General features: G+C 65.6%; 26 protein-coding genes. 15 read left to right on the top strand and 11 right to left on the bottom strand.

What is annotated here, in order from left to right:
• Window positions 1-73 precede the first annotated feature (73 nt).
• From AABD04_RS13865 to AABD04_RS13840, 6 genes are all read left to right on the top strand, one after another.
• Complete coding sequence (locus AABD04_RS13865; RefSeq protein WP_243593322.1) at window positions 74-406, top strand: YlxR family protein; 333 nt, start codon at window positions 74-76, stop codon at window positions 404-406.
• Window positions 407-503: 97 nt separating this feature from the next.
• Window positions 504-3,398, top strand: coding sequence for a translation initiation factor IF-2 (infB, locus tag AABD04_RS13860; RefSeq protein ID WP_341441534.1), 2,895 nt, complete (start codon window positions 504-506; stop codon window positions 3,396-3,398).
• A gap of 154 nt (window positions 3,399-3,552) precedes the next feature.
• Entirely contained in the window at window positions 3,553-3,843 is a 291-nt protein-coding gene (locus AABD04_RS13855; protein ID WP_243593320.1) for a DUF503 domain-containing protein, read from the top strand.
• 101 nt (window positions 3,844-3,944) lie between these two features.
• Window positions 3,945-4,445 (top strand): 30S ribosome-binding factor RbfA, encoded by a 501-nt coding sequence (gene rbfA, locus AABD04_RS13850; RefSeq protein ID WP_052058494.1) that lies wholly within the window; start codon window positions 3,945-3,947, stop codon window positions 4,443-4,445.
• A gap of 1 nt (window position 4,446) precedes the next feature.
• The gene (locus AABD04_RS13845; protein WP_243593319.1) at window positions 4,447-5,445 is read left to right on the top strand and encodes a DHH family phosphoesterase; all 999 of its coding nucleotides are present in this window, start codon (window positions 4,447-4,449) and stop codon (window positions 5,443-5,445) included.
• Window positions 5,442-6,770, top strand: coding sequence for an MATE family efflux transporter (locus AABD04_RS13840; protein WP_341441533.1), 1,329 nt, complete (start codon window positions 5,442-5,444; stop codon window positions 6,768-6,770). The genes AABD04_RS13845 and AABD04_RS13840 overlap by 4 nt, the downstream gene beginning before the upstream one ends.
• Here the strand turns inward: AABD04_RS13840 and AABD04_RS13835 are convergent.
• From AABD04_RS13835 to AABD04_RS13820, 4 genes are read right to left on the bottom strand one after another with little or no spacing between them, the layout of a single operon-like run.
• Window positions 6,755-7,873: a sulfate/molybdate ABC transporter ATP-binding protein gene (locus AABD04_RS13835; protein ID WP_341441532.1), complete on the bottom strand. Its 1,119-nt coding sequence runs from the start codon at window positions 7,871-7,873 to the stop codon at window positions 6,755-6,757. The genes AABD04_RS13840 and AABD04_RS13835 overlap by 16 nt on opposite strands.
• Window positions 7,870-8,700 carry an ABC transporter permease gene (locus AABD04_RS13830; protein WP_243593316.1) on the bottom strand — a complete coding sequence of 277 codons (831 nt, stop codon included), beginning with the start codon at window positions 8,698-8,700 and terminating at the stop codon, window positions 7,870-7,872. Before AABD04_RS13830 ends, AABD04_RS13835 begins: the two co-directional genes overlap by 4 nt.
• Window positions 8,697-9,488: a molybdate ABC transporter substrate-binding protein gene (gene modA / locus AABD04_RS13825; RefSeq protein ID WP_423228148.1), complete on the bottom strand. Its 792-nt coding sequence runs from the start codon at window positions 9,486-9,488 to the stop codon at window positions 8,697-8,699. The genes AABD04_RS13830 and modA overlap by 4 nt, the downstream gene beginning before the upstream one ends.
• A gap of 16 nt (window positions 9,489-9,504) precedes the next feature.
• Window positions 9,505-9,903, bottom strand: a complete 399-nt coding sequence (locus AABD04_RS13820; protein WP_243593314.1) for a TOBE domain-containing protein — start codon at window positions 9,901-9,903, stop codon at window positions 9,505-9,507.
• Window positions 9,904-10,145: 242 nt separating this feature from the next.
• Here AABD04_RS13820 and AABD04_RS13815 point away from each other — a divergent pair, with 242 nt between their 5' ends.
• From AABD04_RS13815 to truB, 3 genes are read left to right on the top strand one after another with little or no spacing between them, the layout of a single operon-like run.
• On the top strand, window positions 10,146-11,069 hold the full coding sequence (locus AABD04_RS13815; RefSeq protein ID WP_341441531.1) for a metallophosphoesterase family protein: 924 nt from the start codon (window positions 10,146-10,148) through the stop codon (window positions 11,067-11,069).
• Window positions 11,066-11,731, top strand: a complete 666-nt coding sequence (locus AABD04_RS13810; RefSeq protein ID WP_243609841.1) for a 4'-phosphopantetheinyl transferase family protein — start codon at window positions 11,066-11,068, stop codon at window positions 11,729-11,731. Before AABD04_RS13815 ends, AABD04_RS13810 begins: the two co-directional genes overlap by 4 nt.
• A 35-nt stretch (window positions 11,732-11,766) precedes the next feature.
• A complete protein-coding gene (truB, locus tag AABD04_RS13805) occupies window positions 11,767-12,699 on the top strand; it encodes a tRNA pseudouridine(55) synthase TruB (RefSeq protein ID WP_341441530.1) in 933 nt (310 codons plus the stop codon).
• Window positions 12,700-12,733: 34 nt separating this feature from the next.
• Here truB and AABD04_RS13800 read toward each other — a convergent pair whose 3' ends face one another.
• The 4 genes from AABD04_RS13800 to AABD04_RS13785 are packed head-to-tail and all read right to left on the bottom strand — an operon-like array spanning window position 12,734 to window position 16,150.
• Entirely contained in the window at window positions 12,734-13,450 is a 717-nt protein-coding gene (locus tag AABD04_RS13800; protein WP_243593310.1) for a metal-dependent transcriptional regulator, read from the bottom strand.
• Between the two features lie 37 nt (window positions 13,451-13,487).
• Window positions 13,488-14,360, bottom strand: coding sequence for a metal ABC transporter permease (locus AABD04_RS13795; RefSeq protein ID WP_341441529.1), 873 nt, complete (start codon window positions 14,358-14,360; stop codon window positions 13,488-13,490).
• Window positions 14,361-14,363: 3 nt separating this feature from the next.
• Window positions 14,364-15,191, bottom strand: a complete 828-nt coding sequence (locus tag AABD04_RS13790; RefSeq protein WP_341441528.1) for a metal ABC transporter ATP-binding protein — start codon at window positions 15,189-15,191, stop codon at window positions 14,364-14,366.
• On the bottom strand, window positions 15,188-16,150 hold the full coding sequence (locus tag AABD04_RS13785) for a metal ABC transporter substrate-binding protein (protein WP_423228147.1): 963 nt from the start codon (window positions 16,148-16,150) through the stop codon (window positions 15,188-15,190). The genes AABD04_RS13790 and AABD04_RS13785 overlap by 4 nt, the downstream gene beginning before the upstream one ends.
• Window positions 16,151-16,253: 103 nt before the next feature.
• On the opposite strand from AABD04_RS13785, the gene AABD04_RS13780 reads away from it, so the two are divergent.
• The 4 genes from AABD04_RS13780 to AABD04_RS13765 all read left to right on the top strand — a co-directional run bounded on the left by AABD04_RS13780 (window position 16,254) and on the right by AABD04_RS13765 (window position 21,621).
• Window positions 16,254-17,222, top strand: coding sequence for a bifunctional riboflavin kinase/FAD synthetase (locus AABD04_RS13780; protein WP_243593307.1), 969 nt, complete (start codon window positions 16,254-16,256; stop codon window positions 17,220-17,222).
• 118 nt (window positions 17,223-17,340) lie between these two features.
• Window positions 17,341-17,610 (top strand): 30S ribosomal protein S15, encoded by a 270-nt coding sequence (gene rpsO / locus AABD04_RS13775; RefSeq protein WP_341441527.1) that lies wholly within the window; start codon window positions 17,341-17,343, stop codon window positions 17,608-17,610.
• 395 nt (window positions 17,611-18,005) lie between these two features.
• The gene (locus tag AABD04_RS13770) at window positions 18,006-20,267 is read left to right on the top strand and encodes a polyribonucleotide nucleotidyltransferase (protein ID WP_243593306.1); all 2,262 of its coding nucleotides are present in this window, start codon (window positions 18,006-18,008) and stop codon (window positions 20,265-20,267) included.
• Between the two features lie 67 nt (window positions 20,268-20,334).
• On the top strand, window positions 20,335-21,621 hold the full coding sequence (locus AABD04_RS13765; protein ID WP_341443050.1) for a M16 family metallopeptidase: 1,287 nt from the start codon (window positions 20,335-20,337) through the stop codon (window positions 21,619-21,621).
• Here AABD04_RS13765 and AABD04_RS13760 read toward each other — a convergent pair.
• Complete coding sequence (locus AABD04_RS13760; protein ID WP_341441526.1) at window positions 21,602-22,174, bottom strand: TetR/AcrR family transcriptional regulator; 573 nt, start codon at window positions 22,172-22,174, stop codon at window positions 21,602-21,604. The two genes, AABD04_RS13765 and AABD04_RS13760, sit on opposite strands and share 20 nt — an antisense overlap.
• Before the next feature lie 53 nt (window positions 22,175-22,227).
• Between AABD04_RS13760 and AABD04_RS13755 the strand changes: the two genes are divergently transcribed.
• Window positions 22,228-22,902, top strand: coding sequence for a lysophospholipid acyltransferase family protein (locus AABD04_RS13755; RefSeq protein WP_341441525.1), 675 nt, complete (start codon window positions 22,228-22,230; stop codon window positions 22,900-22,902).
• Window positions 22,903-22,975: 73 nt separating this feature from the next.
• A complete protein-coding gene (locus tag AABD04_RS13750) occupies window positions 22,976-23,683 on the top strand; it encodes an SDR family oxidoreductase (RefSeq protein WP_341441524.1) in 708 nt (235 codons plus the stop codon).
• Between the two features lie 18 nt (window positions 23,684-23,701).
• Here the strand turns inward: AABD04_RS13750 and AABD04_RS13745 are convergent, their stop codons facing one another.
• Window positions 23,702-24,445, bottom strand: a complete 744-nt coding sequence (locus tag AABD04_RS13745) for a polyprenol monophosphomannose synthase (protein WP_341441523.1) — start codon at window positions 24,443-24,445, stop codon at window positions 23,702-23,704.
• A gap of 97 nt (window positions 24,446-24,542) precedes the next feature.
• Complete coding sequence (locus AABD04_RS13740) at window positions 24,543-25,307, bottom strand: 2-phosphosulfolactate phosphatase (protein ID WP_341441522.1); 765 nt, start codon at window positions 25,305-25,307, stop codon at window positions 24,543-24,545.
• Between the last annotated feature and the right edge of the window lie 39 nt (window positions 25,308-25,346).

Genomic DNA, 25,346 nt, shown 5'->3' with positions numbered 1-25,346 from the left:
AATACAGCGGTAGAGTGGTCGATGGTTCGGTAACGACCTCTCCGCCCAGGGGTATGAACGCGAGAATCCGGTAGTGACAAGCCGGCCGATTCGCACATGCGTCGGGTGCAGGGAGCGAGTGCCGGCCACCGATCTGTTGAGGATCGTGGTTCGAGAAGCTGGTTCGCACGAATTCGCTCTCGTCCCCGACGTCCGGCATTCGATGTCCGGCCGTGGTGCGTGGTTGCACTACAGCCGAGAGTGCCTGCACAATGCGGAACGACGCCGAGTCTTCGGTCGTGCGTTTCGGATATCGGGAAATGTGGAATCGTCCGCAGTGGCAGTCGTGCTCGACGAGTACGAGAAGCTGCAGGCCGAGGTCACGACAAGAGCAACACCCGTCGACAAGAACAGGCAACAGCACTGATGAGCACACCGTGAAGCACCAACGATGAACGTCCATCGGAGATAACCCGAGGTCGTGCGGGCACCAAGCCTCGCTCGGCCTCTCAGTGAGGAGAGCAGTGGCAGGCAAGGCCCGCGTGCACGAGTTGGCTAAAGAACTCGGTGTCACCAGTAAGGAACTACTCGCACGGCTCAAAGAGCAAGGCGAGTTCGTCAAGTCCGCATCATCCACAGTCGAAGCCCCCGTGGCCCGTCGACTGCGTGAATCCTTCCCGTCCGACAACGCCGACGCACCGGCGGCGACCGCATCTGCACCGAACGGCCGCGCAGCGGCCGATCGCGCTGCAGGCAGCACCGCGAAGCCGAGTGCAGCGAAACCGGGCGGACCCCGTCCCGGCCCCAAGCCGGCCCCCCGTCCGGCAGAGCCGGAAGCACCCGCAGCGCAAGCTCCCGCGGAGGCTGCACCCGCAACTCCCGCTGCCGCTCCGGCTCCGGCCCCGGCAGCTCCCACGCCCGCGCCCGCAGCGCCCGCTGCTCCGGTCGAGCAGGCTCCGGCCGCGTCGGCCACCAGCAGCGACGCCGCTCCGGCCCCGGCAGCTCCCAAGCCCGCAGGTCCCGGCCCCAAGCCCGGTCCCAAGGCACCGCGCGTGGGCAACAACCCGTACTCCTCGGCACCCGTGGAACGACCGGCTCCCCGGCCCGCTCCCGGTGCGCCACGCCCCGCAGGCGGACGCCCCGCTCCCGGGCAGGGTGGGCCTCGCCCCGCCGCACCGTCCGGCGGCAGTCGCCCGGCACCCGGGCAGGGTGGGCCTCGTCCCGCACCGGGTCAGGCCGGACCTCGTCCGAGCCCCGGCTCGATGCCTCCTCGCCCCAACCCGGGTGCGATGCCGACCCGTTCGGCACGTCCAGGTCCCGCTGCAGGTCGGCCGGGTCGTCCCGGCGGCGCTCCCGGCGGACGTCCGGGTGGCGGCGGTGGCGGTGGCTATCGCGGTGGTGGCGCCCCCGGTGCTCCCGGCGGTGCCCCCGCAGGCGGCGCTCCCGCAGGTGGTTTCCGTGGCCGTCCCGGCGGCGGTGGACGCCCCGGTCAGCGCGGCGCAGCCGCAGGTGCATTCGGTCGTCCCGGCGGAGCAGTTCGTCGTGGTCGCAAGTCGAAGCGGGCAAAACGCGCCGAGTACGAGAGCATGCAGGCTCCCGCAGTCGGCGGCGTCAGGCTGCCCCGCGGTAACGGTGAGACCATCCGTCTCGCCCGCGGAGCATCGCTGTCGGACTTCGCGGACAAGATCGACGCGAATCCGGCCGCTCTCGTGCAGGCCCTGTTCAACCTCGGCGAGATGGTCACCGCGACCCAGTCCGTCAACGACGAGACGCTGGAGCTTCTCGGCGGCGAGATGAACTACGTCGTCCAGGTCGTCAGCCCCGAGGACGAAGATCGTGAGCTGCTCGATTCGTTCGACCTCACCTACGGCGAGGACGCCGGCGGCGAAGAAGATCTGGAACAGCGTCCCCCGGTGGTCACCGTCATGGGCCACGTCGATCACGGTAAGACGCGACTGCTCGACTCGATTCGTAACACCACGGTGCGCGAAGGCGAGGCAGGCGGAATCACGCAGCACATCGGTGCGTACCAGGTGCTGACCGAGCTCGAGGGCAACGAACGCCTCGTGACGTTCATCGACACCCCCGGTCACGAGGCCTTCACGGCCATGCGTGCCCGCGGTGCCAAGGCCACCGACCTCGCGATTCTCGTGGTCGCGGCCGACGACGGTGTCATGCCGCAGACGGTGGAGGCCATCAATCACGCTCAGGCGGCCGACGTTCCGATGGTCGTCGCGGTGAACAAGATCGACAAGGAAGGCGCGAACCCGGACAAGATCCGGCAGCAGCTGACCGAATACGGTCTGGTCGCCGAGGAATACGGCGGCGAGACGATGTTCGTCGACATCTCCGCCAAGCAGGGCACCAACATCGATGCCCTCCTCGAAGCGGTACTGCTGACGGCCGACGCATCGCTCGATCTGCGAGCGAACCCGGACATGGAAGCCCAGGGTGTCGCCATCGAGGCGCACCTCGACCGTGGACGTGGCCCCGTCGCGACCGTGCTCATCGCTCGCGGAACCCTGCGCGTCGGTGACTCGATCGTCGCCGGCGACGCATACGGACGCGTCCGGCGAATGGTCGACGAGCACGGTGACGACGTCACCGAGGCAATGCCGTCGCGCCCCGTCCAGGTCATCGGCTTCACGTCGGTGCCCGGTGCAGGCGACAACCTGTTGGTCGTCGACGAGGACCGGATCGCCCGTCAGATCGCCGACCGTCGCAATGCGCGCAAGCGCAATGCTCTGGCGGCCAAGAGCCGCAAGCGCATCAGCCTCGACGATCTCGATGCAGCTCTGAAGGAGACTTCGCAGCTCAACTTGATCCTCAAGGGCGACAACTCGGGAACCGTGGAAGCGCTCGAAGAGGCGCTGCTCGGTATCGAGATCGACGACGAGGTGGAGTTGCGCGTCATCGACCGCGGTGTCGGTGGTGTCACGGAGACCAACGTCAACCTGGCGTCGGCATCCAACGCGATCATCATCGGGTTCAACGTTCGAGCGGAGGGCAAGGCCACCGAGCTGGCCAACCGCGAAGGCGTCGACATCCGGTACTACTCGGTGATCTACCAGGCGATCGACGAGATCGAGAAGGCCCTCAAGGGCATGCTCAAGCCGGTGTACGAGGAGGTCGCCCTCGGGCAGGCCGAAATCCGCGCGCTGTTCCGTTCCTCCAAGGTCGGAAACATCGCCGGTTGCCTCGTCACCTCCGGTACGATCCGTCGCAACGCGAAGGCGCGACTCATTCGAGACAGCGCTGTCGTTGCGGAAACCGTCACGATCTCCTCGCTCCGCCGTGAGAAGGACGACGCGACGGAGGTCCGTGAAGGTTACGAGTGTGGTTTGACGGTGACGTACTCCGACATCAAGGTGGGCGATGTCATCGAGGCGTACGAACTCCGTGAAAAGCCGCGCGACTAGAACAGATGCGGAGCCGTTCGGCTCCGCATCCGGTCGCGTCGGCTCGGTGGTGAAGCCAGGGGAGTGACACTGCGCTCCGACTTTCGAGCCGGTGGTGGTACGACAGATGTACCGCCACCGGCTTTGTCGTCGAAGCTGATCGAAGGACGTCAGCGTGTATCTGGGTGCTCTGGAGTTGGACGTGTTGTTGGGGGATGTACGTTCGCTCGCCGAGAAACGGTCGATGATGGAACCGGTGCTCGGTGATTTGCACAGGATGGGAGTCTCGGCCGCCGAAACCGGTGAGCGAGAACGTATTCGGCGGTCCCTGTTGGGGGTTGCCGCGGCCGGTACCGATGTAGACCTGCTGCACGACAAGCTGGACGAGTGCGAACGGCACGTCGCCGAACGCCACGATCTGGAACTGTTGGCAGTACGCCGGAGAATCTTCGGACCCGAGGATTGATCCGGAAGATCCGCCGAGCACTGTCGGCGGATGTGACGTGCACAACCGCCGATGCGTCGGATCAGATCGGGCATCGGCCATGAAAGAGGAGTGTGATTGTCGTGGTGGACCAGGCCAGGGCTCGTAAGTTGTCCAAGCGAATCGCCGCCATCGTTGCGACGGCGATCGATCACGAGATCAAGGATCCGCGGCTGGCCTTCGTGACCATCACCGACACCAAGGTGACCGCCGACCTGCACGATGCCACGGTGTACTACACCGTCATGGGTGAAGACCTCGACACTCCGCCGGATCTGCAGGCTGCCGCAGCGGGACTGGAAAAGGCCAAGGGTGTGCTGCGCTCGAAAGTCGGAGCCGGAACGGGTGTGCGGTACACACCGACCTTGACGTTCGTGACCGACACGGTGCCCGACACCGCGCGCCACATGGAAGACCTTCTCGAACGCGCACGCGTGGCCGACGAGGAACTGGCACGCGCCCGAGCGAACGCCAAGCCCGCCGGGGACCCGGACCCGTACAAGGCCCCACGCGAAGTCGCAGACTTGGATGGTCATTCCGCAGGCTCCACTCCTGCAGACGTCGAGCCTGCCGAAGCCGACTGACATGTCCGTTGGTTCGGGGACAGAGTCGGAGACCGTACAGGGCTTGGCGCAGGCGATCGAGATGCTCGAACGTGCATCCTCGGTGACCGTGCTGTGCCACGTTCAGCCCGACGCCGACACGATCGGGAGTGGGCTTGCGCTCGGTTCGGTACTCGAACGTCGCGGCGCGACGGTTCAGGTGGCATTCGCAGCACCGGCGTCTTTGCCCGAGTCCATGGACGAGTTGCCCGGTAGGCACCTTCTGGTCGACGCCGACAAGGTCACCGACACCGTCGACCTGGTGGTCACGGTCGACGCCGGCAGTCGGGGTCGGCTGGGTTCACTGGGTGACCGACTCGATACCGCGTCGGCCACCCTTGTCATCGATCACCACCGCAGCAACACTCGCTTCGGGACGGTGAACGTGGTGCATGCGTCCGCGGAGTCGACCACCGCCGTGATCGCGCGACTGCTCGACCAGTGGGGCGTCGAGATCGATGCCGATCTGGCCCACCTGCTGTTCGCAGGCTTGGTCACCGACACCGGATCGTTCCGCTGGGTTCGTCCGGGGTCTCATCTGCTGGCCGAAAGATTGCTGGCCACGGGGATCGACGGCGCTCACATCGCCCGCAAGCTCCTCGACACGCATCCGTTCGACTGGCTGCCGATGCTCGGGTCCGTCCTCGGTTCGGCAACGTTGATTCCCGACGCGGCCGACGGGCGAGGGCTGGTGTACGCCGTCATTCGCAGCGAGGATTCGGCCGGACTGCGGTCGGAGGAGGTCGAGAGCGTGATCGACATCGTGCGCACCACGTCCGAAGCCGAGGTTGCCGCAGTGCTCAAGCAACAGGACTTCGGCTCGGTCTGGGTGGTCTCCCTGCGCTCGAAGACCGAGGTCGACGTCTCGGCGGTGGCGTGCGAACTCGGCGGCGGCGGACACCGTAATGCGGCCGGCTACACCGCACACGGCGACCTGCCCGATGTGATCGATGCGCTGCGCGGGGCCCTCTCGGCGTCGTGAGTTCCACTCCGGTCACCGCTCGAAGAATTCTCGGCCTGTCGCTGCCCTCCCTCGGCGTCCTCGCCGCCGAACCCCTCTACCTGTTGTTCGACGCCGCCGTGGTCGGCAGGCTCGGTGCCTTGGCCCTCGCAGGCCTGGCGATAGGTGGTCTCGTGCTGGCCCAGGTCAGCACCCAGCTGACCTTCCTGTCCTACGGAACGACCGCGCGAGCGGCCCGCATGCACGGTGCCGGTCGGGAACGCGATGCCGTCGGTGAGGGTGTGCAGGCAACCTGGTTGGCCTTCGCGATCGGGCTCGCCATCGTCGCGGTGATGCAGCTGGCCGCCGAGCCCGTGGTGTCGGTGCTGACCGGCGGCGGCGACATCGCCGTCGAGGCCGTCGCGTGGCTGCGGGTGGCTCTGCTGGGTGTGCCGTTCATCCTGGTGTCGCTGGCCGGAAACGGATGGATGCGCGGTGTCCAGAACACGGTGACGCCACTGCGTTTCGTGGTGTTCGGTTTCGGGGTGTCGGCGGTGTTGTGTCCGCTTCTGGTCCATGGGTTGCTCGGATTTCCGCGTCTGGAGCTGGTGGGATCTGCCGTGGCGAACGTGATCGGGCAGGGCGTTGCCGGTGCGTTGTTCGTCCTCGCGGTAGTGCGGGCGAGCGACGAGCTGCGCCCGCGCTGGTCGGTGATGCGCGCGCAGTTGGTGCTGGGCCGTGACCTGATCGTGCGCAGCCTCGCGTTTCAAGCCTGCTTCCTCTCGGCCGCTGCGGTTGCATCGAGGTTCGGAGCGGCCTCGGTTGCCGCGAACCAGGTGGTTCTGCACATGTGGAACCTGGTGTCGTTGATGCTCGATTCGTTGGCGATCGCCGCTCAGACCCTGGTCGGGGCTGCCCTGGGCGCAAGCAGGATCGACGACGCGCGCGCACTTGCGTGGCGATTGACGGCGTGGTCGACGGTGTTCGCGGTCGTCCTCGCCGGCGTGTTCGCAGTAGGGCGATCGTTTGTCCCGCAGCTGTTCACCACCGACGCGTCGGTCATCGGTGAGATGCATGCGATCTGGTGGATCTTCGTCGCGATCATTCCCATTGCGGGGGTGGTGTTCGCGTTGGACGGAGTGCTGCTCGGCAGTGGTGACGCGGCTTTCCTGCGGAACGCGACCCTGGCGTGTGCCGTAGTGGGCTTTCTGCCGTTCATCTGGTGCGCGCTCGTTTTCGACTGGGGGCTGGTCGGCATCTGGACAGGCCTCGGCGTCTTCGTCGGCCTTCGGATGCTCGCGGTCGCGGGCCGGGTGCTGTCCGGGAAGTGGTTGGTCATCGGCAGCGACCGTCAACTACGCCGGTAGCCATCGCTCCTGGCGGCCGACGGCAATGCGGGGTGCAATGCCACCTCACGGCTCTTGACGACGAAGAACACGCTGCGGCCGGGTTCGAGCCCGAGATCCGAGACTGCAGCAGGGGTGATATCGGCGGCCATGCCGGGAGAGCCGTCGGGTTGTGGACGTGACCGGACGCGTATGCCGGAGCCCTGTACCTCCATCTCCTCGATCACCACCTCGAACACGTTCCGGGGGCTGGCGTGCGGTGCAGTCAGGTGTACCGAGACGGCGGCGGGGGAGAACACCGCCACCACTGAAGTTCCGGTGGTGTGCCGCCCGGAGCCATGGACGGTCACTCCCCAGTTCGTGGTCAGGGACGTCGAGTTTTCGGCATCGACCGCCCGTCCCGAGATAAGGTTCACCCCGGCGATGCGGGCACCGAATTCGCTGCGAGGGGCGGTCAGGACCTCGGTGACCGACCCTCGCTCGACGACGCGTCCACCATCGATGACCGCGACGGAATCTGCGAGGGCAACGACGTCGAGCAGATCGTGGGTCACGATCAAGGCCGTGCGGCCGCTCTCGCGCAACACTGTGCGCAGCACTCGCCGAATGCCCGGTGCCGTGTCCACATCCAGCGCCGCCAGCGGTTCGTCGAGCAACAGCAGTCGTGGATCGGCCGCCAGAGCGCGCGCAATGGCGATACGTTGGGCCTGACCGCCCGACAGCTGCGCAGGGCGGCGATCTGCCAGGTGGGAGGCTCCGACCGCACCCAGCCAGGTATCGGCGACGGCCCGCGCGGTGGCGCGGTTCGCGCCGGTGCTGCGTGGTGCGAAAGCCACGTTCGTGCGCGCGTCCATGTGAGGAAACAGCAGAGCTTCCTGAGCGAGGGTCGCGACACCTCGGGCGTGAATCGGCACTATGGTGTTCGAGGCGGTGTCGGTCAACACGTCCTCGCCGAGTCGGACGATACCGGCGTCGGGTGCCACGACGCCCGAGATCAGTTGCAGCAGTGTCGATTTGCCTGCCCCATTGGGTCCGAGGACGGCGACCGTCTCACCCTCTAGTACATCCAGTTCGAGATCGATGCCGCGACTGCCGAGGGTGGCCCGGAGGTGGAGTGAGTTCACAACGTTCCCGACGACCGTGTGCCGCGCGCGGTCACGACGACGAGTGCCGCGACGAGAATCAGCACCAGCGACAGCGCTACTGCGGCATCGGGGTCGCTCTCGCGCTGCAGATAGATTTCCAGAGGCAGTGTCCTGGTCACACCTTCGAGGGAGCCTGCGAAAGTCAGCGTCGCTCCGAATTCTCCGAGTGCGCGCGCGAACGCGAGAACGGTTCCTGATATGAGCCCGGGAAGAATCAACGGAACGGTGACTCGCCGTAGGACGGTCGTCGGTGTGGCTCCCAGGGTGGCAGCCACCACGTCGTAGCGGTCACCGGCCGTGCGCAACGCGCCCTCCACGCTGACGACGAGAAACGGAAGCGACACGAAGACCTGCGCCAGCACCACGGCCGAGGTGGTGAAGGCGATCCGAATCCCGAAGGCCTCGAGATGTTCGCCCAGCAGCCCTTGGCGTCCGAAGGTGTAGAGCAGCGCGATGCCGCCGACCACCGGTGGCAGAACCAGGGGCAGTACGACGAGGGAGCGAAGGATCGAGAGGCCACGAATCGAGCTGCGCGAGAGCACGATGGCCATCGGCACGCCCAGAAGCACGCACACAGCGGTACTGGTCGTCGCCGTCTTCAGGCTGAGAATCAGTGCTGCAACCGCCGATTCGGAGGTGACGAGTTCGAGAAAGTTCGACCAGTCGATTCGGGTGAACATCGCGGCCAGCGGCAGAACGACGACGAGTGCTCCCACAGCAGCCGGTGCGAATATCCACACCGGTACTCCGACGGTCGGACGGTGCCCTGCGGTGGACCGCCCGCCGTCGGCGGCTCGAGCGGTCACGGTGCCGCGAAGCCGGCTCGACCGAGCACATCTCGCCCGACGGGTCCGGCGACGAACTCGGTGAATGCTCGCGCTGTGTCCGGGTTGCCGGAACCGCTCAACGTCGCGATCGGGTAGATGTTGACGGCCTCACTGGACTCCTCGAAGGGCACCGTGGTCACGGCTGCGCCTGCCCCGGAAGCATCGGTGACGTAGACCAGTCCGGCATCGGCCTGCCCCGAGGTGACCTTGCCCAGCACGTCGGTGACCGAGGATTCCTCGCTCACCGCCGGAATCGTCCTACCCGTCGCTGCCTCGACGGTTGCCGTCGCCGCGCCGCACGGCACCTGGGGTGCGCAGATCACGGTGAGGACGTCGGGGTTCGCCAGGTCGGCGAAGGATGTGATGCCGAACGGGTTTCCGGGGGCGGTGACGACGGTCAGCGTGTTGGAGGCGAAGTCGACCGGTTCTCCCGCGACCAGGCCCTCGTCGACCGTCTCGGTCATGTTCTTCGTATCTGCCGAGGCGAAGACGTCGGCCGGAGCACCGGAGATCAGCTGCGCGGCCAGATCGGAGGAGCCGGCGAAGCTGAACTCCACCGACGTGCCGGGGTGTTCGGCCTCGAATCGAGCACCGAGATCGGTGAACGTCGCGCGAAGCGATGCCGCGGCGAAGACGGTGATCTCGCCTCCGACCGCGTTGCCGTCCGAGGTCACATCGGGTGTGCCCGGGTCGGACTGCGAGCTGCACCCGACGAGCATCAGGGTGGCTGCAACCAGAACTGCGGATGCCGAGCGCATGGTCTTCATGAACATCTCCAGCGTTCTACGGTGTCTCGACGATGACGGTGGTCGCCTTGACGACGGCGACGGTGACCTTGCCGGGCTCGAGCCCCAGTTCGCGAACCGATCGGGTGCTCATCAACGACACGATCGTGAACGGCCCGCACTGCATGCTCACCTCGCTCATCACCGCGTCCGAGACGACCTCGGTGACCAAACCCACGAGCCGGTTGCGGGCAGAGCTGCCGCCCGACGAGATCTCCGGCGGGGGGACGGCATGCTCGCGTGCGTAGTCGGCCAGGTCACGGCCGGCGATGACCTTGCGTCCGGTCTCGTCCTCGAGCGAGGGGAGCGCGCCGCTGTCGATCCATCTGCGCACGGTGTCGTCACTGACACCCAGGAGCGCTGCGGCGTCCCGAACGCGCACCGGGGGCACTGTCATCGAAGCGCCGACAGGGCAGCTGTCCGCAAACAAGTCATATGGAGCACCATATACCCGAATTTGCGGAGATATCGACCCGATTGTGTCTTCGGCGACCGGAACCACCCGGCCGGTGACCGGGTAGCCCCGTCACCCCGCCGAGATGCGCCGCGGAATCTGCGGGGAGTATTGGACGTTGGTACGTTCTCGGACGGTTCTGGCGATTCGAAGCCGGCGGCCGAGCGCATCGAAAGGAATTTTCAGTGGCAGCGAAGCTGTGGGCAGTGAGCGACATACACGTCGGACATCGAGGCAATCGGCCGGTCACCGAGGACATCTTTCCCGAGTCGCCCGACGACTGGCTTATCGTGGCCGGCGATGTATCGGAGAAGACCGACGACATCAAGTGGGCGCTCGAACTGCTGCGTAGCCGTTTCGCGAAGGTCATCTGGGTTCCCGGGAATCACGAACTGTGGACGACGGTGAAAGACCCCGTCCAGATTCACGGAGCCGCTCGGTACGAGTACCTGGTCAACCTGTGCCGCGAGATCGACGTCGTCACCCCGGAAGACCCGTACCTGCGGTGGGAGGGTGAGGGTGGCCCGGCGACGATCGTGCCGATGTTCCTGCTCTACGACTACACGTTCCTGCCGCAGGGAGCGCGCGACAAGGAGCACGGTCTGGCGATCGCACGGGAGAAGAACGTCGTCGCCACCGACGAATTCTTGCTCTCCTCGCAGCCGTACGCGACGCGTGACGCCTGGTGCCATGCGCGGATCGAGGCCACCCGGGAGCGCCTCGATGCGCTGGACACCTCTGTTCCGACCGTGTTGATCAATCACTTCCCGATGGTTCGGCAGCCGACCGAGGTGCTGTTCTACCCGGAATTCGCACTGTGGTGTGGATCCACCCTCACGGCGGATTGGCACACGCGGTACAACGCGATCTGCTCGGTGTACGGTCACCTGCACATCCCGCGGACCACCTACTACGACGGCGTTCGCTTCGAGGAGGTGTCGGTGGGCTACCCACGCGAATGGCAGCGGCGCGGCCTGCCGAACAACGTTCTGCGACAGATCCTTCCGGTCCCCGAGTACCCGCCGGGCGCGTTGAACAAGTGGGGCGGACACTTCACCGTGACGCCCGAGATGGAGGCAGAGGTCGAGAAGATGAGGGCCGGCAAGTGATCGAATCCATACTTCCCGACGGCGTCGTCTCGGCCGAGTTGTTCGCCGATCCGCCGGGTTTGACGCCGCATCCGCTCGAAGCGCCGCTGGTCGCCAAGGCGGTGGACAAACGCAAGCGGGAGTTCACCTCGGCTCGACACTGCGCACGGGTGGCGATGGAGAAGCTGGGTGTGGAGCCGGCACCGATCATGCGCGGCAAGTCCGGAGCACCGCAGTGGCCGAAGGGTGTGGTCGGATCGTTGACGCACTGCGACGGGTATCGCGGTGCGGTATTGGCGTACTCGATGCAGGTGCGTTCGGTGGGGATCGACGCCGAGCCGCACGGACCCTTGCCGGACGGGGTACTCGAGGCGGTGAGCTTGGCGGCCGAACGGGACTGGCTCGAGACCGCAGGCCGTGAGGACGTGCATTGGGATCGAGTGTTGTTCTGCGCCAAGGAAGCCACGTACAAGGCCTGGGAGCCGTTGACCGGACGGTGGCTCGGCTTCGAGGACGCGCACATCACGTTCGAGCGCACCGGCTCGGGTGACGACATCTCGGGAACGTTCCACTCCGAGCTGCTGGTGCCCGGGGACACGGTGTCCGGGCCGCCGTTGCGGGCCTTCGACGGTCGATGGATGGTGGCAGGCGGTCTGGTGATGACCGCGATCTCGGTGATGTGACGACCGGCTCCGCGAGCCTGGCACAATGCTCTCTCGTGAGTGCTCGCGAAAAGATCTCGTCCGGTCTCGTCGGTGCCGGCCTGCTGGTGGTCGACAAGGGGCCGGGAGTGACGAGCCACGATGTGGTGGCGTCGTGCCGAAAACTGTTGCGCACCAGGAAGGTCGGCCATGCGGGGACGCTGGATCCGATGGCGACCGGTGTGCTGGTGCTCGGCGTCGAGCGAGCCACCAAGATGCTCGGCTTGCTCTCGCTGACCACCAAGTCCTACACCGCCACAGTGCGGCTCGGCCGGAGCACGACGACCGACGACGCCGAGGGTGACGTCCTGGCCGATGTCTCGGCCGCGCACGTTTCCGACTCGGAAATCTCGACCGCGATCGCCGCCCTCACCGGTGACATCGAGCAGGTGCCTGCCAGTGTCAGCGCCATCAAGGTCGACGGACAGCGAGCCCACAAGCTGTCTCGAGCCGGCGAGGAGTTCACCCTCGCCGCCCGGAAGGTCAGCGTCACCCGATTCGACGTGACGGCCAGACGTGATGTGGCCGACAGCGAATCCGCGTTCGTCGACCTCGATATCGAGGTGGAGTGCACGTCGGGGACGTATGTTCGGGCCCTGGCCCGCGACCTCGGTGCGGCACTGGGAGTGGGTGGGCACCTGACAGTGCTGCGTCGCACTCGTGTCGGGCCCTTCACCCTCGAGCACGCACGCACACTCGAGGAACTGGCCGAGGATCCAGCCGTGAGCCTGGACATCGACGAGGCCGCGCGAACGGCTTTTCCACACCGGCAGATCGACGCCTCGGAAGCTGAATCGTTGAGCCAGGGACGGTGGCTGGATCCGATCGGAATCGACGGGGTGTACGCGGCCGTCGATCCCACGGGTCACACCATCGCGCTGCTCCAGGAGAAGGGCAAGCGCGCCAGTTCGGTCATGGTCGTGCGGCCCGCAACGTTGCGCGGGCACTGAAACATTCGGCACGGGTGCGGCACGGACCCGAAGATCAGTTCGCCGGAACCATCCAGATCGCCTCGGCGGCACGGTGGCCGAGGTCGATGGAATCGGTGGCGTCGGTGCGGGCCAATTCGATGGCCACGGTACCGGCGTAATCGCGTCGTTCGACCACCGTGATGGGCAGGTCGAGCGTGATGCCGACGGAATCGAAGTAGCGAAGCATTGCCGGGTCGGAATCGGAGATTCGGGCAACGCGGCCGGACTGTCCGTCGATGTACTCGCTCAGGCGGGTTGCGGACGGTGTGTCGATTGCGCCGTCGACCGAGGGAATCGGGTCGCCGTGCGGATCTCGCTCGGGGTGGCCGAGTTTCGCGTCGATGCGGTCCATCATCAGGTCGGAGACGGCGTGTTCGAGGATCTCGGCCTCGTCGTGCACCTCGTCCCATCCGTATCCGAGTTCGCGAACCAGGTAGGTCTCGATCAGACGGTGCCGACGAACCATGCCGATGGCAGCCAGACGACCCTTCTCGGTCAGCGAGATCGCCCCGTACCGGGCGTGGTCGACCATGCCCTGGTCGGCGAGTTTGCGAATCGCCTCGGACACCGTCGATGCCGAGACACCGATGCGCTCGGAGAGCATCTTGGTGCTGACGGAGTCCTCGCTCCACTCGCTGGCCGTCCAGATGACCTTGAGGTAATCCTGCGCAACCGCCGACAGCTGGACGCCCTCGTCGGCCGGTGCGGAATCGGTTTTTTGTTGCGCCACGTCGCCGAGCTTAGGCAATCCAATGGAAAAAGACACCTCACCCGGCCGGAGCTACCGGCACCTGTCCGCGTTGCCGGAGAGCACGGACCACGATGCCCTGCGAGGGGCTGAAGAGGTATGCGAGCACGAAGACGAGTCCCTGGGTCAGCACGACGCTGCCGCCGGAGGACACGTCGAGATAGAAGCTGGCGTAGATCCCCACCAGCGCGCAACCCACCGAGATGAGCGGTGCGAGCACCAGCATGCGGCCGAAGCTGTGCGTGAGCAGATAGGCGGACGCACCGGGAGTGATGAGCATCGCCACAACGAGGATGACGCCGACGGCCTGAAGTGCGACCACGGTGGTCAGCGCGAGCAAGGTCAGCATCACGGCCGAGATCACCGTCGGGTTGATGCCGACGGCGCGGGCCTGGGTGCGGTCGAAGGCGAAAAGAGTGAAATCGCGACGCTTGACGATCATGACGGCCAGCGTGATTCCGCCGAGGACGAACACCTGGACCATGTCGGCCTGCGAGACTCCGAGCAGATTGCCGAACAGGATGTGGTTGAGGTCGATCTGACTCGGAAACTTCGAGATCAGGACGACGCCGAGCGCGAACAGAGTGGTGAAGACGACGCCGATCGCGGCGTCCTCCTTGACGATGGTGGTGTTGCGGACCACTCCGATGGCACCGACCGCGATGAGAGCGAACAGAAGAGCTCCGATCGCGAACGGTGCCCCGAACAGGTACGACAGCGCAACGCCGGGAAGGACTGCGTGCGAGACGGCGTCGCCCATCAGTGACCAGCCGATGAGGACGAGCCAGCAGCTGAGTACCGCGCACACGATCGAGGCGGTGACGGTCACCAGGAGCGCCCGCTGCATGAAGGTGTATTCGAGTGGGTCCACGAGAAAGTCGATCAGGTACACGGTTCAGCTCGCTTCCGGAGTTCGGGTTGCCGGAGTTCGCGCGCCCGCACCCAGTTGGTCGACCTTCGACGGGTCGATGCCGAAGGCAAGAGCCAGGTTTTCCGGTCGCAGTACTTCGGTTGGACTGCCGTGCATCAGCACCCGCTGCTGCAGCAGGATCGCTTCGTCGCACAGCTCCGGTAGGGCATGAAGATCATGGGTGGACACGAGAACCGAGGCACCGTGTGCGGCGAGCTCGCGGAGCAGTCGGGTGATGGTGGCTTCGGTCTTCTTGTCCACGCCTGCGAAGGGCTCGTCGAGCAAGAGCAGCGACGCCTCCTGGGCGATGGCGCGGGCGACGAACGCACGTTTGCGTTGACCGCCGGAGAGCTGGCCGATCTGTCGGTCCGCGAGTTCGGCCAGGTCGACGCGCTGAAGAGCCTCGTCGACGGCCAGTCGATCGGCTGCTCGGGGAGTGCGAAAGAAGTTCTGCTTCCCGTATCGGCCCATCATCACCACGTCGCGCACGCTGATCGGGAACGTCCAGTCGACGGATTCCGCCTGGGGCACGTAGCTGATCGTGCCTGCCTTGCGCGCCTGGGCCGGGTCGCCGCCGAACACGGTGATCGAGCCGGAGTTCGGCTTGACCACGCCCATGACCGCCTTGAACAGCGTGGACTTGCCCGATCCGTTCATGCCCACCAATCCGCACACCCGGCCGGGTGCAAGCGTCAGGCTGGTATCGACGAGAGCCACGACGTCGCGGTATCGAACGTTGACGGTGTCCACCGTCAACGCTGCCCCGGTCTCGTGCGGGGCCCTGTGGTGCGGTGCACCGGTGTGCGGGGTCATCGTTCTCCTACCAGTGCGTCGGCGATCAACCGTGCGTCGTAGCGCAGTAGATCCAGGTACGTGGGGACGGGGCCGGCCGCGTCGCTGAGCGAGTCGACGTAGAGCTGTCCGCCGAACCGAGCCCCGGTGTCCTCGGCGACCTGCAGCTGCGCCTTGTCCGAGACGGTCGACTCGCAGAACACGGCGGGTACCTCGTTGTCACGGACGAAGTCGATGGTGCGGACCACCTGCTTCGGCGTTCCTTCCTGCTCGGCGTTGACCGGCCACAGGTAGGCCTCCTGCAGATCGAAGTCACGAGCCAGATAACCGAATGCGCCCTCACAGGTGACGAGCGCACGTTGACGATCGGGCAGCCCGGAGAGATCTGCGTCCAGTTCGGCACCGACCTCGCGGAGCTGTCCGATGTACGCGGCTGCGTTCGCGCGGTAGTCGTCGGTGTTGGCGGGGTCGAGCGCGACGAACGCGTCGGCGATGTTCTCGACGTACGTCTCGGCGACGACGGGGGACATCCAGGCATGGGGGTTCGCTTTGCCCGCGTAGGCGTCGTCGCGGATGTAGATCGGGTCCACGTTCGCACTCACCACGGCGTGGGGAGCGGGGATGCGCTCGACGAATTTCTCGAACCAGGCCTCGAGCCCGAGACCGTTGTCCAGGATCAGCTCGGCCTGCTCTGCGGTGCGCAAATCTCCGGGTGTCGGCTCGTAGCCGTGGATCTCGGCACCGGCTTTTGTGATTGATTCCACTCGAAGGTGGTCGCCGGCGACATTGGCGGCCATGTCCGCGAGAACGGTGAAGGTCGTCAGCACCAAAGGTCTGCCGTCGTCGAGTAAAGGCGGATCTTCTTCTCCGACAGCGCGGGCGCAGCTGGTCGACGCCGCGACCAGTAGCCCCACCACGGCCCAGCTCGCGAGGATCCGCCGAGTGCGAGATCCTTGCAGGCGAAGAAATAAGTTAGGCACCCCGAAATATTTACCGTGGGGATACCTTTTTGTCCATACCCGCCACATGCGACACGCCTGTCCGAGAGTGACCGAGCGGCCGTCGGGCCGTAGGCTTCGCAGTGTGCAGAGATGGCGAGGTCTCGACGATGTACCTGCCGACTGGGGTCGGTGCGTGCTGACGATCGGCGTCTTCGACGGCGTTCATCGCGGACACGCACAACTGATCGGGCGAGCGGTGGCCGCTGCGAAGAAGCGCGGCGTTCCCAGCGTGCTCATGACATTCGATCCCCATCCGATGGAAGTAGTGCGGCCGGGGAGCCATCCCGCTCAGTTGACCACCCTGACGAGGCGAGCCGAACTGGCCGAGGAATTGGGAATCGACGTGTTCTGCGTGATGCCGTTCACGCCCGAGCTGATGAAGCTCACCCCCGAGCGATACGTGCACGAGATCCTGATCGAACGCCTGCACGTTGCCGAGGTCGTCGTCGGCGAGAACTTCACGTACGGAAAAAAGGCGCTCGGCACCGTGCCCATGCTGCGCAAGATCGGCGAGCGGTCCGGATTCGCAGTGGACGGAGTCAATCTGCTCGCCGAGCATGCCGTGACGTTCTCCTCGACGTACATCAGATCGTGCGTGGACGCCGGAGACGTCGCCGCGGCCACTGCCGCGCTCGGGCGACCGCACCGCGTCGAGGGTGTCGTCGTGCACGGCGACGGCCGAGGTCGTCAAATGGGCTACCCCACAGCCAATGTCGCGCCGCCCATGTACTCCGCCATCCCAGCGGACGGCGTCTATGCGGCGTGGTTCACCGTGCTCGGGCCCGGGCCGATCATGGGGACCGTGACGCCGGGGGAGCGGCATCCGGCCGCCGTGTCGGTGGGCACCAATCCCACGTTCTCGGGTCGTACCAGGACCGTCGAGGCGTTCGTGCTCGACGGCGAGGCCGACCTCTACGGGCAACATGTGGCAGTCGACTTCGTCGACCGGCTGCGTGGAATGGAGAAATTCGACTCGATGGAAGCGCTCGTGGAGGAAATGGGACGCGACGCCGAGCGAGCCCGCTCGATCCTGGCGACCAGCACGGCCTGATAGGCTGACCCCTCGGTGCTCGCTGCGGTCCGCGGCGGCTGTACCGGCTTCGATCCCGTGGTGACACGGGGCGCGTTGCTTCCTTTCACGCGGACGTCATTGATCAGGAGTAGTACCAGTGGCATTGACCACCGAACAGAAGAAGGCCGTTCTCAGCGAGTACGGCTTGCACCCCACCGACACGGGCTCGCCCGAGGCGCAGGTTGCAATGCTCACCAAGCGCATCGTCGACTTGACCGAGCACCTCAAGATGCACAAGCACGACCACCACTCCCGCCGCGGCCTGCTGCTGCTGGTCGGACGTCGTCGTCGCCTGCTCAAGTACATCGCGAAGGTCGACGTCACCCGCTACCGTTCGCTCATCGAGCGTCTGGGTCTGCGTCGATAATTCGCATCGACGCGAGGATGTCACCGATGCACGGTTCGACGCGCCGGTGCGCACCCGACTCGCAGCAATAGTGCAGTAGCCAACGAGGCAGTGCTTAGACTGTTCCTCGTTGGCTATCTGTGTTTGTACCGCAAGAACAGTTACGCCAGCACGACAAAGTGGATGCACGGCATCCGCACACCGCCGTGTATGCCTGTCACGCCGTGGTGACGGTCTTCGGTAGTGGCCTTTCGGATACGAGATCCGGTGGGCTTCGATCGATGGCCGCCTCCGCGCAGCCGCGTCCCGAGAGAACATCTCGTCGGATGGACGGCACAGGTATGCCGCCACAGCCAGGAGGGCTCGTGGTGTGTCCGCGCGGGCACGGCAAAGACGAGAGGACGAGAACAGAACATATGACAGAGACAACAACCGTGGACGTCGAAGAAGGCGTTTACGAAGCAACTGCGATCATCGACAACGGCACGTTCGGCAAGCGGACCATCCGCTTCGAGACCGGCCGCCTCGCACAGCAGGCCGCAGGCGCAGTCGCCGCGTACCTCGACGAGGACACCATGCTGCTGTCGGCTACGACCGCAGGCAAGCACCCCCGCGAGGGATTCGATTTCTTCCCGCTGACGGTCGACGTCGAAGAGCGCATGTACGCCGCGGGACGAATCCCCGGATCGTTCTTCCGCCGCGAAGGCCGTCCGTCCACCGACGCCATCCTCACCTGCCGCCTGATCGACCGGCCGCTGCGTCCGACCTTCGTCGACGGACTGCGCAACGAGATCCAGGTCGTCATCACGGTCATGAGCCTCAACCCGGCCGATCTGTACGACGTCGTCGCGATCAACGCGGCATCCGCATCGACGCAGATCGCCGGACTGCCGTTCTCCGGCCCGATCGGCGGCGTTCGCGTCGCACTGATCGACAAGCAGTGGGTCGCGTTCCCGACCAACGAGCAGCTCGAGAAGGCCGTGTTCAACATGGTCGTCGCCGGCCGCATCGTCTCCGGCTCCGGTGCCGACGCAGACGTCGCGATCATGATGGTCGAAGCCGAGGCCACCGAGAACGTCATCGAGCTCATCGAGGGTGGTGCCACCGCCCCCAACGAGGCGGTCGTCGCCGAGGGCCTCGAGGCATCGAAGCCCTTCATCGCCGCCCTGTGCACCGCACAGCAGGAGCTCGCGTCCAAGGCTGCCAAGCCCACCGGCGACTACCCGGTCTTCCCGGCGTACCAGACGGACGTCTTCGAGGCCGTCGAGAACGCCGCGAAGATCCCGCTGAACGAGGCACTGACCATTGCCGGCAAGGCCGAGCGTGAGAGCAAGCTCGACGAGGTCAAGGCTCAGGTCCTCACCTCTGTCGGAGACAGCTTCGCCGGCCGCGAGAAGGAGATCGGCGCCGCATTCCGCGCACTGACCAAGAAGTCGGTTCGCCAGCGCATCCTCACCGATCACTTCCGTATCGACGGCCGCGGCATCACCGACATCCGGTCGCTGTCCGCCGAGGTCGCGATCATCCCGCGTACCCACGGATCGGCCCTGTTCGAGCGCGGCGAGACCCAGATCCTGGGCGTCACCACCCTCGACATGGTCAAGATGGCGCAGCAGGTCGACTCGCTCGGACCCGAGACGTCCAAGCGCTACATGCACCATTACAACTTCCCGCCGTACTCCACCGGTGAGACCGGCCGCGTCGGTTCGCCGAAGCGTCGCGAGATCGGCCACGGCGCACTCGCCGAGCGCGCCCTGCTGCCGGTTCTGCCCAGCCAGGCAGAGTTCCCGTACGCCATCCGCCAGGTCTCCGAGGCACTGAGCTCCAACGGCTCGACCTCGATGGGCTCGGTCTGCGCATCGACCCTGTCGTTGCTCAATGCCGGTGTTCCGCTGCGTGCCCCGGTTGCCGGAATCGCCATGGGCCTCGTGTCCGACGAGGTCGACGGCGAAACCCGCTACGTCGCACTCACCGACATCCTCGGTGCCGAGGATGCGTTCGGCGACATGGACTTCAAGGTCGCCGGAACCAAGGACTTCGTCACGGCACTGCAGCTGGACACCAAGCTCGACGGCATCCCCTCCAAGGTGCTCGCCGGCGCGCTGTCACAGGCCAAGGATGCACGCACGACGATCCTCGAGGTCATGGCCGAGGCCATCGACACCCCGGACGAGATGAGCCCGTACGCACCTCGCGTCACCGCGATCAAGGTGCCGGTCGACAAGATCGGCGAGGTCATCGGGCCCAAGGGCAAGATGATCAACTCCATCACCGAGCAGACCGGTGCCAACATCTCCATCGAAGATGACGGCACTGTCTACGTCGGTGCAGCGGATGGCCCGTCCGCACAGGCCGCGATCGACATGATCAACGCCATCGCCAACCCGCAGCTGCCGAAGGTCGGCGAGCGATTCCTCGGAACCGTCGTCAAGACAACGGCTTTCGGTGCATTCGTCTCGCTCCTCCCGGGCCGCGACGGACTGGTGCACATCTCGAAGCTCGGTAACGGCAAGCGCATCAACAAGGTCGAGGACGTCGTCAGCGTCGGATCGAAGTTGCGCGTCGAGATCGCCGATATCGACAACCGCGGCAAGATCAGCCTCGTCCCCGTCGAAGACGACAACGCGGCTGCTCCCGCCGACGCTCCCGAGGCACCCGCCGAGGTCAGCGCTGAGTAAGAAGCAACCGAGCCGAACGGTACGTCCCCTCGGGACGTACCGTTCGGCCGTTCCAGAGAGCACTGGTATCGACACGAGCGTGCAACGCACCACTCTGCCCGGCGGTCTTCGGGTCGTCACCGAGTTCGTGCCCGGCGTTCGCTCGGCCTCGGTCGGTGTGTGGGTCGGAGTCGGTTCACGGGACGAGCAACCCAGTGTTGCCGGAGCAGCTCACTTCCTCGAACATCTGTTGTTCAAGTCGACTCCCACACGCAGTGCACTCGAGATCGCTCAGGTGATGGACGGTGTCGGCGGAGAGCTGAATGCGTTCACCTCGAAGGAGAGCACCTGCTTCTACGCGCACGTGCTCGACGAGGACGTGGCGCTTGCCATCGATCTGGTCAGCGATGTGGTGCTACGCGGCCGATGCCGATCGGCAGATGTCGACGTAGAGCGTCAGGTGGTACTCGAAGAGATCTCCATGCGCGACGACGATCCCGAGGATCTCCTGGGAGATGCGTTCCTGGAAGCGATGTTCGGCGATCATCCGATCGGACGCCCGATCATCGGTTCCGTCGAATCCATCGAGTCGATGACCCGTGCACAATTGCACTCGTTCCACGTTCGCCGATACACGCCGCAGCGCATGGTCGTTGCGGTTGCGGGCAATGTCGATCACAAGCAGATCGTCTCGCTCGTGCGCCGAGCGTTCTCCGGCCATCTGGTCAAGGGCGTACGGCCGGCCGAAAGAAGGTCCGGCACAGCACGATTGCGCACTGCTCCCACGTTGAGCCTGACCACTCGCGACAGTGAGCAGGCGCACCTGTGCCTGGGTGTGCGGGCGTTCGGCCGGCACGAAGGGCATCGCTGGGCGTTGTCCGTGCTGAACTCCGCAGTGGGAGGCGGGCTCAGTTCCCGCCTGTTCCAGGAGATCAGGGAAGAGCGTGGCCTGGCGTACTCGGTGTACTCGTCGGTGGACACGTTTGCCGACAGTGGCGCTTTCTCCGTCTACGCCGGTTGTCAGCCCGAGAACTTGGGCGAAGTGACCACGGTGATCAGGGAAGTGCTGGCCAAGGTCGCCTCCGAGGGCATCACCGACGCGGAGTGTGCGCGGGCCAAGGGTTCGTTGCGTGGTGGGTTGGTTCTGGGACTGGAAGATTCGGGCTCTCGGATGAACCGGATCGGTCGTAGTGAACTGAACTACGGCAATCACCGCGACATCACCGACACGTTGGCGCGGATCGACAGTGTCGGCAACGACGAGGTACGCGAGGTCGCTGCCGTGTTGCTCGACCGTCCCTTCGGTGCCGCAGTGGTCGGCCCCTACAAGAACGTCCGCCAGCTGCCGGCGTCGGTCAAGTCTCTGGTTCGCTAGCGCAGGCGATCACGTCGCGCACTGCGCGGCGGGTCAACTCCGTCACCGCCGACAGGTCGGTGACCGGCTCGAATGCGTGTGTGGAGTTGAGCGCTGCTATTCCGTGCACGGAGGTCCACAGTCGCAGGGCGGTGAACTGTGGATTCTCCGGCGCGACGGCACCGACCGCGGCGATCAAGGCCTCGAACAACGGACGCGATGTGAGCCGCAGGTTCTCGCCCGAGCCCTCGAGTAGGTCGTGCCTGAAGATGAGGGCGAACATCGCCGGTCGCCGCGCCGCAAAGTCCACGTACGCGTCCGCTATCGCATTCAATGCTTCCTGCGGCGACGTCGATTGCTGCGTCGCGCGGTCCAGAGCCACCCCGATATCGACGAGACCGACCCGAGCGACGGCGGCGCACAGCGCACTCAACGTCGGAAAATAGCGTCTCGGCGCGCCGTGTGAGACGCCGGCTTCACGCGTGACCGCTCTGATTGTGAGCCCGCCCTGCCCTTCGCTTTCGAGCAGGCGGACACCTGCGTCCACCAGTCGAGTCCGTAGGTTGTCAGGCACGTAGACATTGTCTACTCTCGGCCGTGACGTTGTCCAGCCGAGAGGATTCATCGATGTGGTACTTGCTCTTCAAATATGTGCTGATCGGGCCGATCCTCCGCATTCTGGGTCGGCCGACGGTGGTCGGGATGGAAAATTTTCCGACGTCGGGACCGGTGATCGTCGCTGGAAATCACCTGACCGTCGTCGACTCGTTCTTTCTCGTCCTCATGGTTCGTCGCCGGGTCACCTTCATCGCCAAGAGCGAGTACTTCACCGGCCGGGGAATCAAGGGCGCGGCGCTTCGTTGGTTCTACAGCGCGACAGGTCAGGTTCCCGTCGACCGCCGCGGCGCGGACGCTTCTGCTCCGGCGCTCGACGCTGCGAGAAGCATTCTGCGACAAGGGAAGGTGTGGGCGGTGTACCCGGAGGGCACGCGATCTCCCGACGGCCGGCTGTACAAGGGCAAGACCGGCCTTGCGAGAGTCGCGATCGAAACGGGTGCCCCCGTCGTGCCGGTGGTGATGCACGGAACGCGCACGGTCAATCCGGTCGGCTCGCGGATGTGGCGCCCGGGGAAGGTGCGCATGACAGTCGGCGAGCCGCTGGACTTCACGAGATATGCAGGGGGAGAGAATAGTAGGGCGATTCTGCGTGCGGCCACCGATGAGGTGATGGCGGGGTTGTCCACCCTGTCGGGTCAGGAATACGTCGACGTGTATGCCGCCACGGTCAAGGATGCAGCATGAACAGCGATGGGCGTACCGTCCTTGTCACCGGTGTGGGTCGACGCCTCGGTATCGGCTATGCCATCACCGCAGGTTGCTGCAGGACGAGCGCGCCCGCGTCTTTGCGCAATCCTGCGATGCCTACGACGCGAGCGAACCGTGGGGAGCAGGGACGCCGGGAGCAGTGCAGGTACTCGCCGAGTTGTCCACCACAACAGATGAACTCGGGCATCTCGACATCGATCTCTCCGATGCCGACGCACCTGCCGCCCTGTTCGATGCTGCCGAATCCAGGTTCGGTGCCCTCGACTCGTTGGTGATCAACCATGCGCGATCACAGCTGGGCCACCTGGGTTCTCTGACGGCAGAGAACCTCGACCTGACGTGGGCGGTGAACGTGCGCGCGTCGTTGCTTCTGGTGCAGGAATTTGCGCAACGGTACGTCGATCACCGAGACGGCGGACGCGTCGTGCTGTTCACGTCCGGGCAGGGAGAGGGGCCGATGCCGACCGAAATTCCGTATGCGGTGACCAAAGGTGCCATCGCCGCGATCACACCCACCTTGGCCGATTCGCTGATCGAACGGGGCATCACCGTCAACACGATCAATCCGGGTCCGACCGACACCGGTTGGGCGAGTGCCGATCTGGACGAGTTCGTCGCACGCCACATGCCGCGCGGTCGGTGGAACTCACCGGACGAGGCCGCGGCCGTCGTGGCGATATTGCTCTCGCCCGATTCCGGCTCGATCACCGGTCAGGTCATCGGGGCCGAAGGCGGATTCCGACGCTTCACGCCGTGAGCACGGCAGAGGCGTCGATCAGAGCTTCTTCTTGCCCAGCAACAACTTCCAGGGCACCAGTGCCGACTCGAGCTGGACCGACAGGCTCATCTTGGATTCGCCCTCGCTGCGCTCTTCGAAGGTGATCGGCACCTCGGCGAGAGTGAGGCCGTGCTTGACGGTTCGGTAGTTCATCTCGACCTGGAATGCGTATCCGTTGCTTTCGACCGAGGCCACATCGATCGTGCGCAGGGTGCGCGCGTGCCACGCCTTGAATCCCGCTGTCGCATCCTTGACGCCGAGGCGCAGGATAGTGTTGACGTAGAAGTTCGCCCATGCGGACAGGGCCTTGCGATGCCAGGGCCAATCGGCGGCGACCGCTCCGCCGGGTACGTATCGCGATCCGAGCACCACGGCCGCGTCGGTGGTGTTCAGCTTGTCGATCATCGCCGGGATCACCTCGGTGGGGTGCGAGAGATCGGCGTCCATCTGAATGACGATGTCCGCACCCTCGTCCAACGCCCGCGTCATGCCTGCAACGTAGGCGCGTCCGAGCCCGTTCTTCTCGGTGCGGTGCAGAACGCTGACGTCGATGGGGCCGTCGATGGCCAACTTGTCGGCGACGTCGCCAGTGCCGTCGGGCGAGTTGTCGTCGACCACGAGCACGCCGAGACCCTCGACCTGCAACCCGGCCAGCAGCTCGACGAGCTTGGGGAGGTTCTCACGTTCGTTGTACGTAGGTACAACGACGGTGGTCTTCGGGGCGACTCGTTCCGTACTCACCACCGTATGATCCGTGATTCGGGGTTCCGATCCAAATATCGGACACGATCGGCCGTGTCGGGTCGCCGTCGCGGGTCGTTTCCGAGCGCCCGTCGCCTCATGACCGAGTCGCGTCGACGAATACGCCGTCGCGCAGAATCGGGACGCAGGAGCTGGAATCGACCTCGGCCGCAATGGCCACGTCTTCCGGGTGTCCCATGCCGGTCAATTCGCGGCCGGAGCTGCATTGCTGCAGCTCGGAGCCCACGTCGTGCTCGACGGCTCGCCACGCGGCCGCGGCCGTTCGCGCTTCCGGGGAGGCATCGGTAGCTCCGGCATCGAGCAGGGCGGCGATGACTGCGCCGGCACCCCACAGGTCCTCGACAGCAGGCCGAAGGGATCCGTCCGGCCACCGTTCCCCGGCCGCTATGACGGTTGTCACGGCACTTCGGTTGTCGGCTCGTATCCACCGCGCTACCGCGGATGCGTTTCTCAGCGACGCTCCCACACACAGCGGGGCCGTGCTCGCGAGCTCGTGGGCGATGGTGGACCCGTTCGGTGACGGCAGCACCAACCGAGCGGGGGCAGGCGCGGCCCGCACGGTGGCCGGGCACAAGCTGATCCGGCCCGGTGCGGCGGCCGACCGTCCCACTGCGAGGACTGCGTCGAACTGCTCGGCCAACTGTGTGGCTCGGTCGTCGCGCCACTGACTGGGGATGACGTCGATGCCCGCGTCCACAGCAACCGTGAGAGTCGTCGTGAAAGAAAGGACGTCCACGACGACGGCGATGTCTGCGCCGTCGACGATGGTGTCGGCACCAGCAAGACCCCAGTCGAAGCGGAGGCCGAATGCGTTCTGGGACAGTACGGAGTCGGCCGGCATTGCGGAACGGTAGCAAGTCCGGTGCTACGTTCGGTGCGG

The organism is Rhodococcoides navarretei (genome assembly GCF_038069675.1).
In the GTDB taxonomy this organism is placed as follows: domain Bacteria; phylum Actinomycetota; class Actinomycetes; order Mycobacteriales; family Mycobacteriaceae; genus Rhodococcoides; species Rhodococcoides navarretei.
This window is presented reverse-complemented; position numbering and strand designations above follow the sequence as displayed.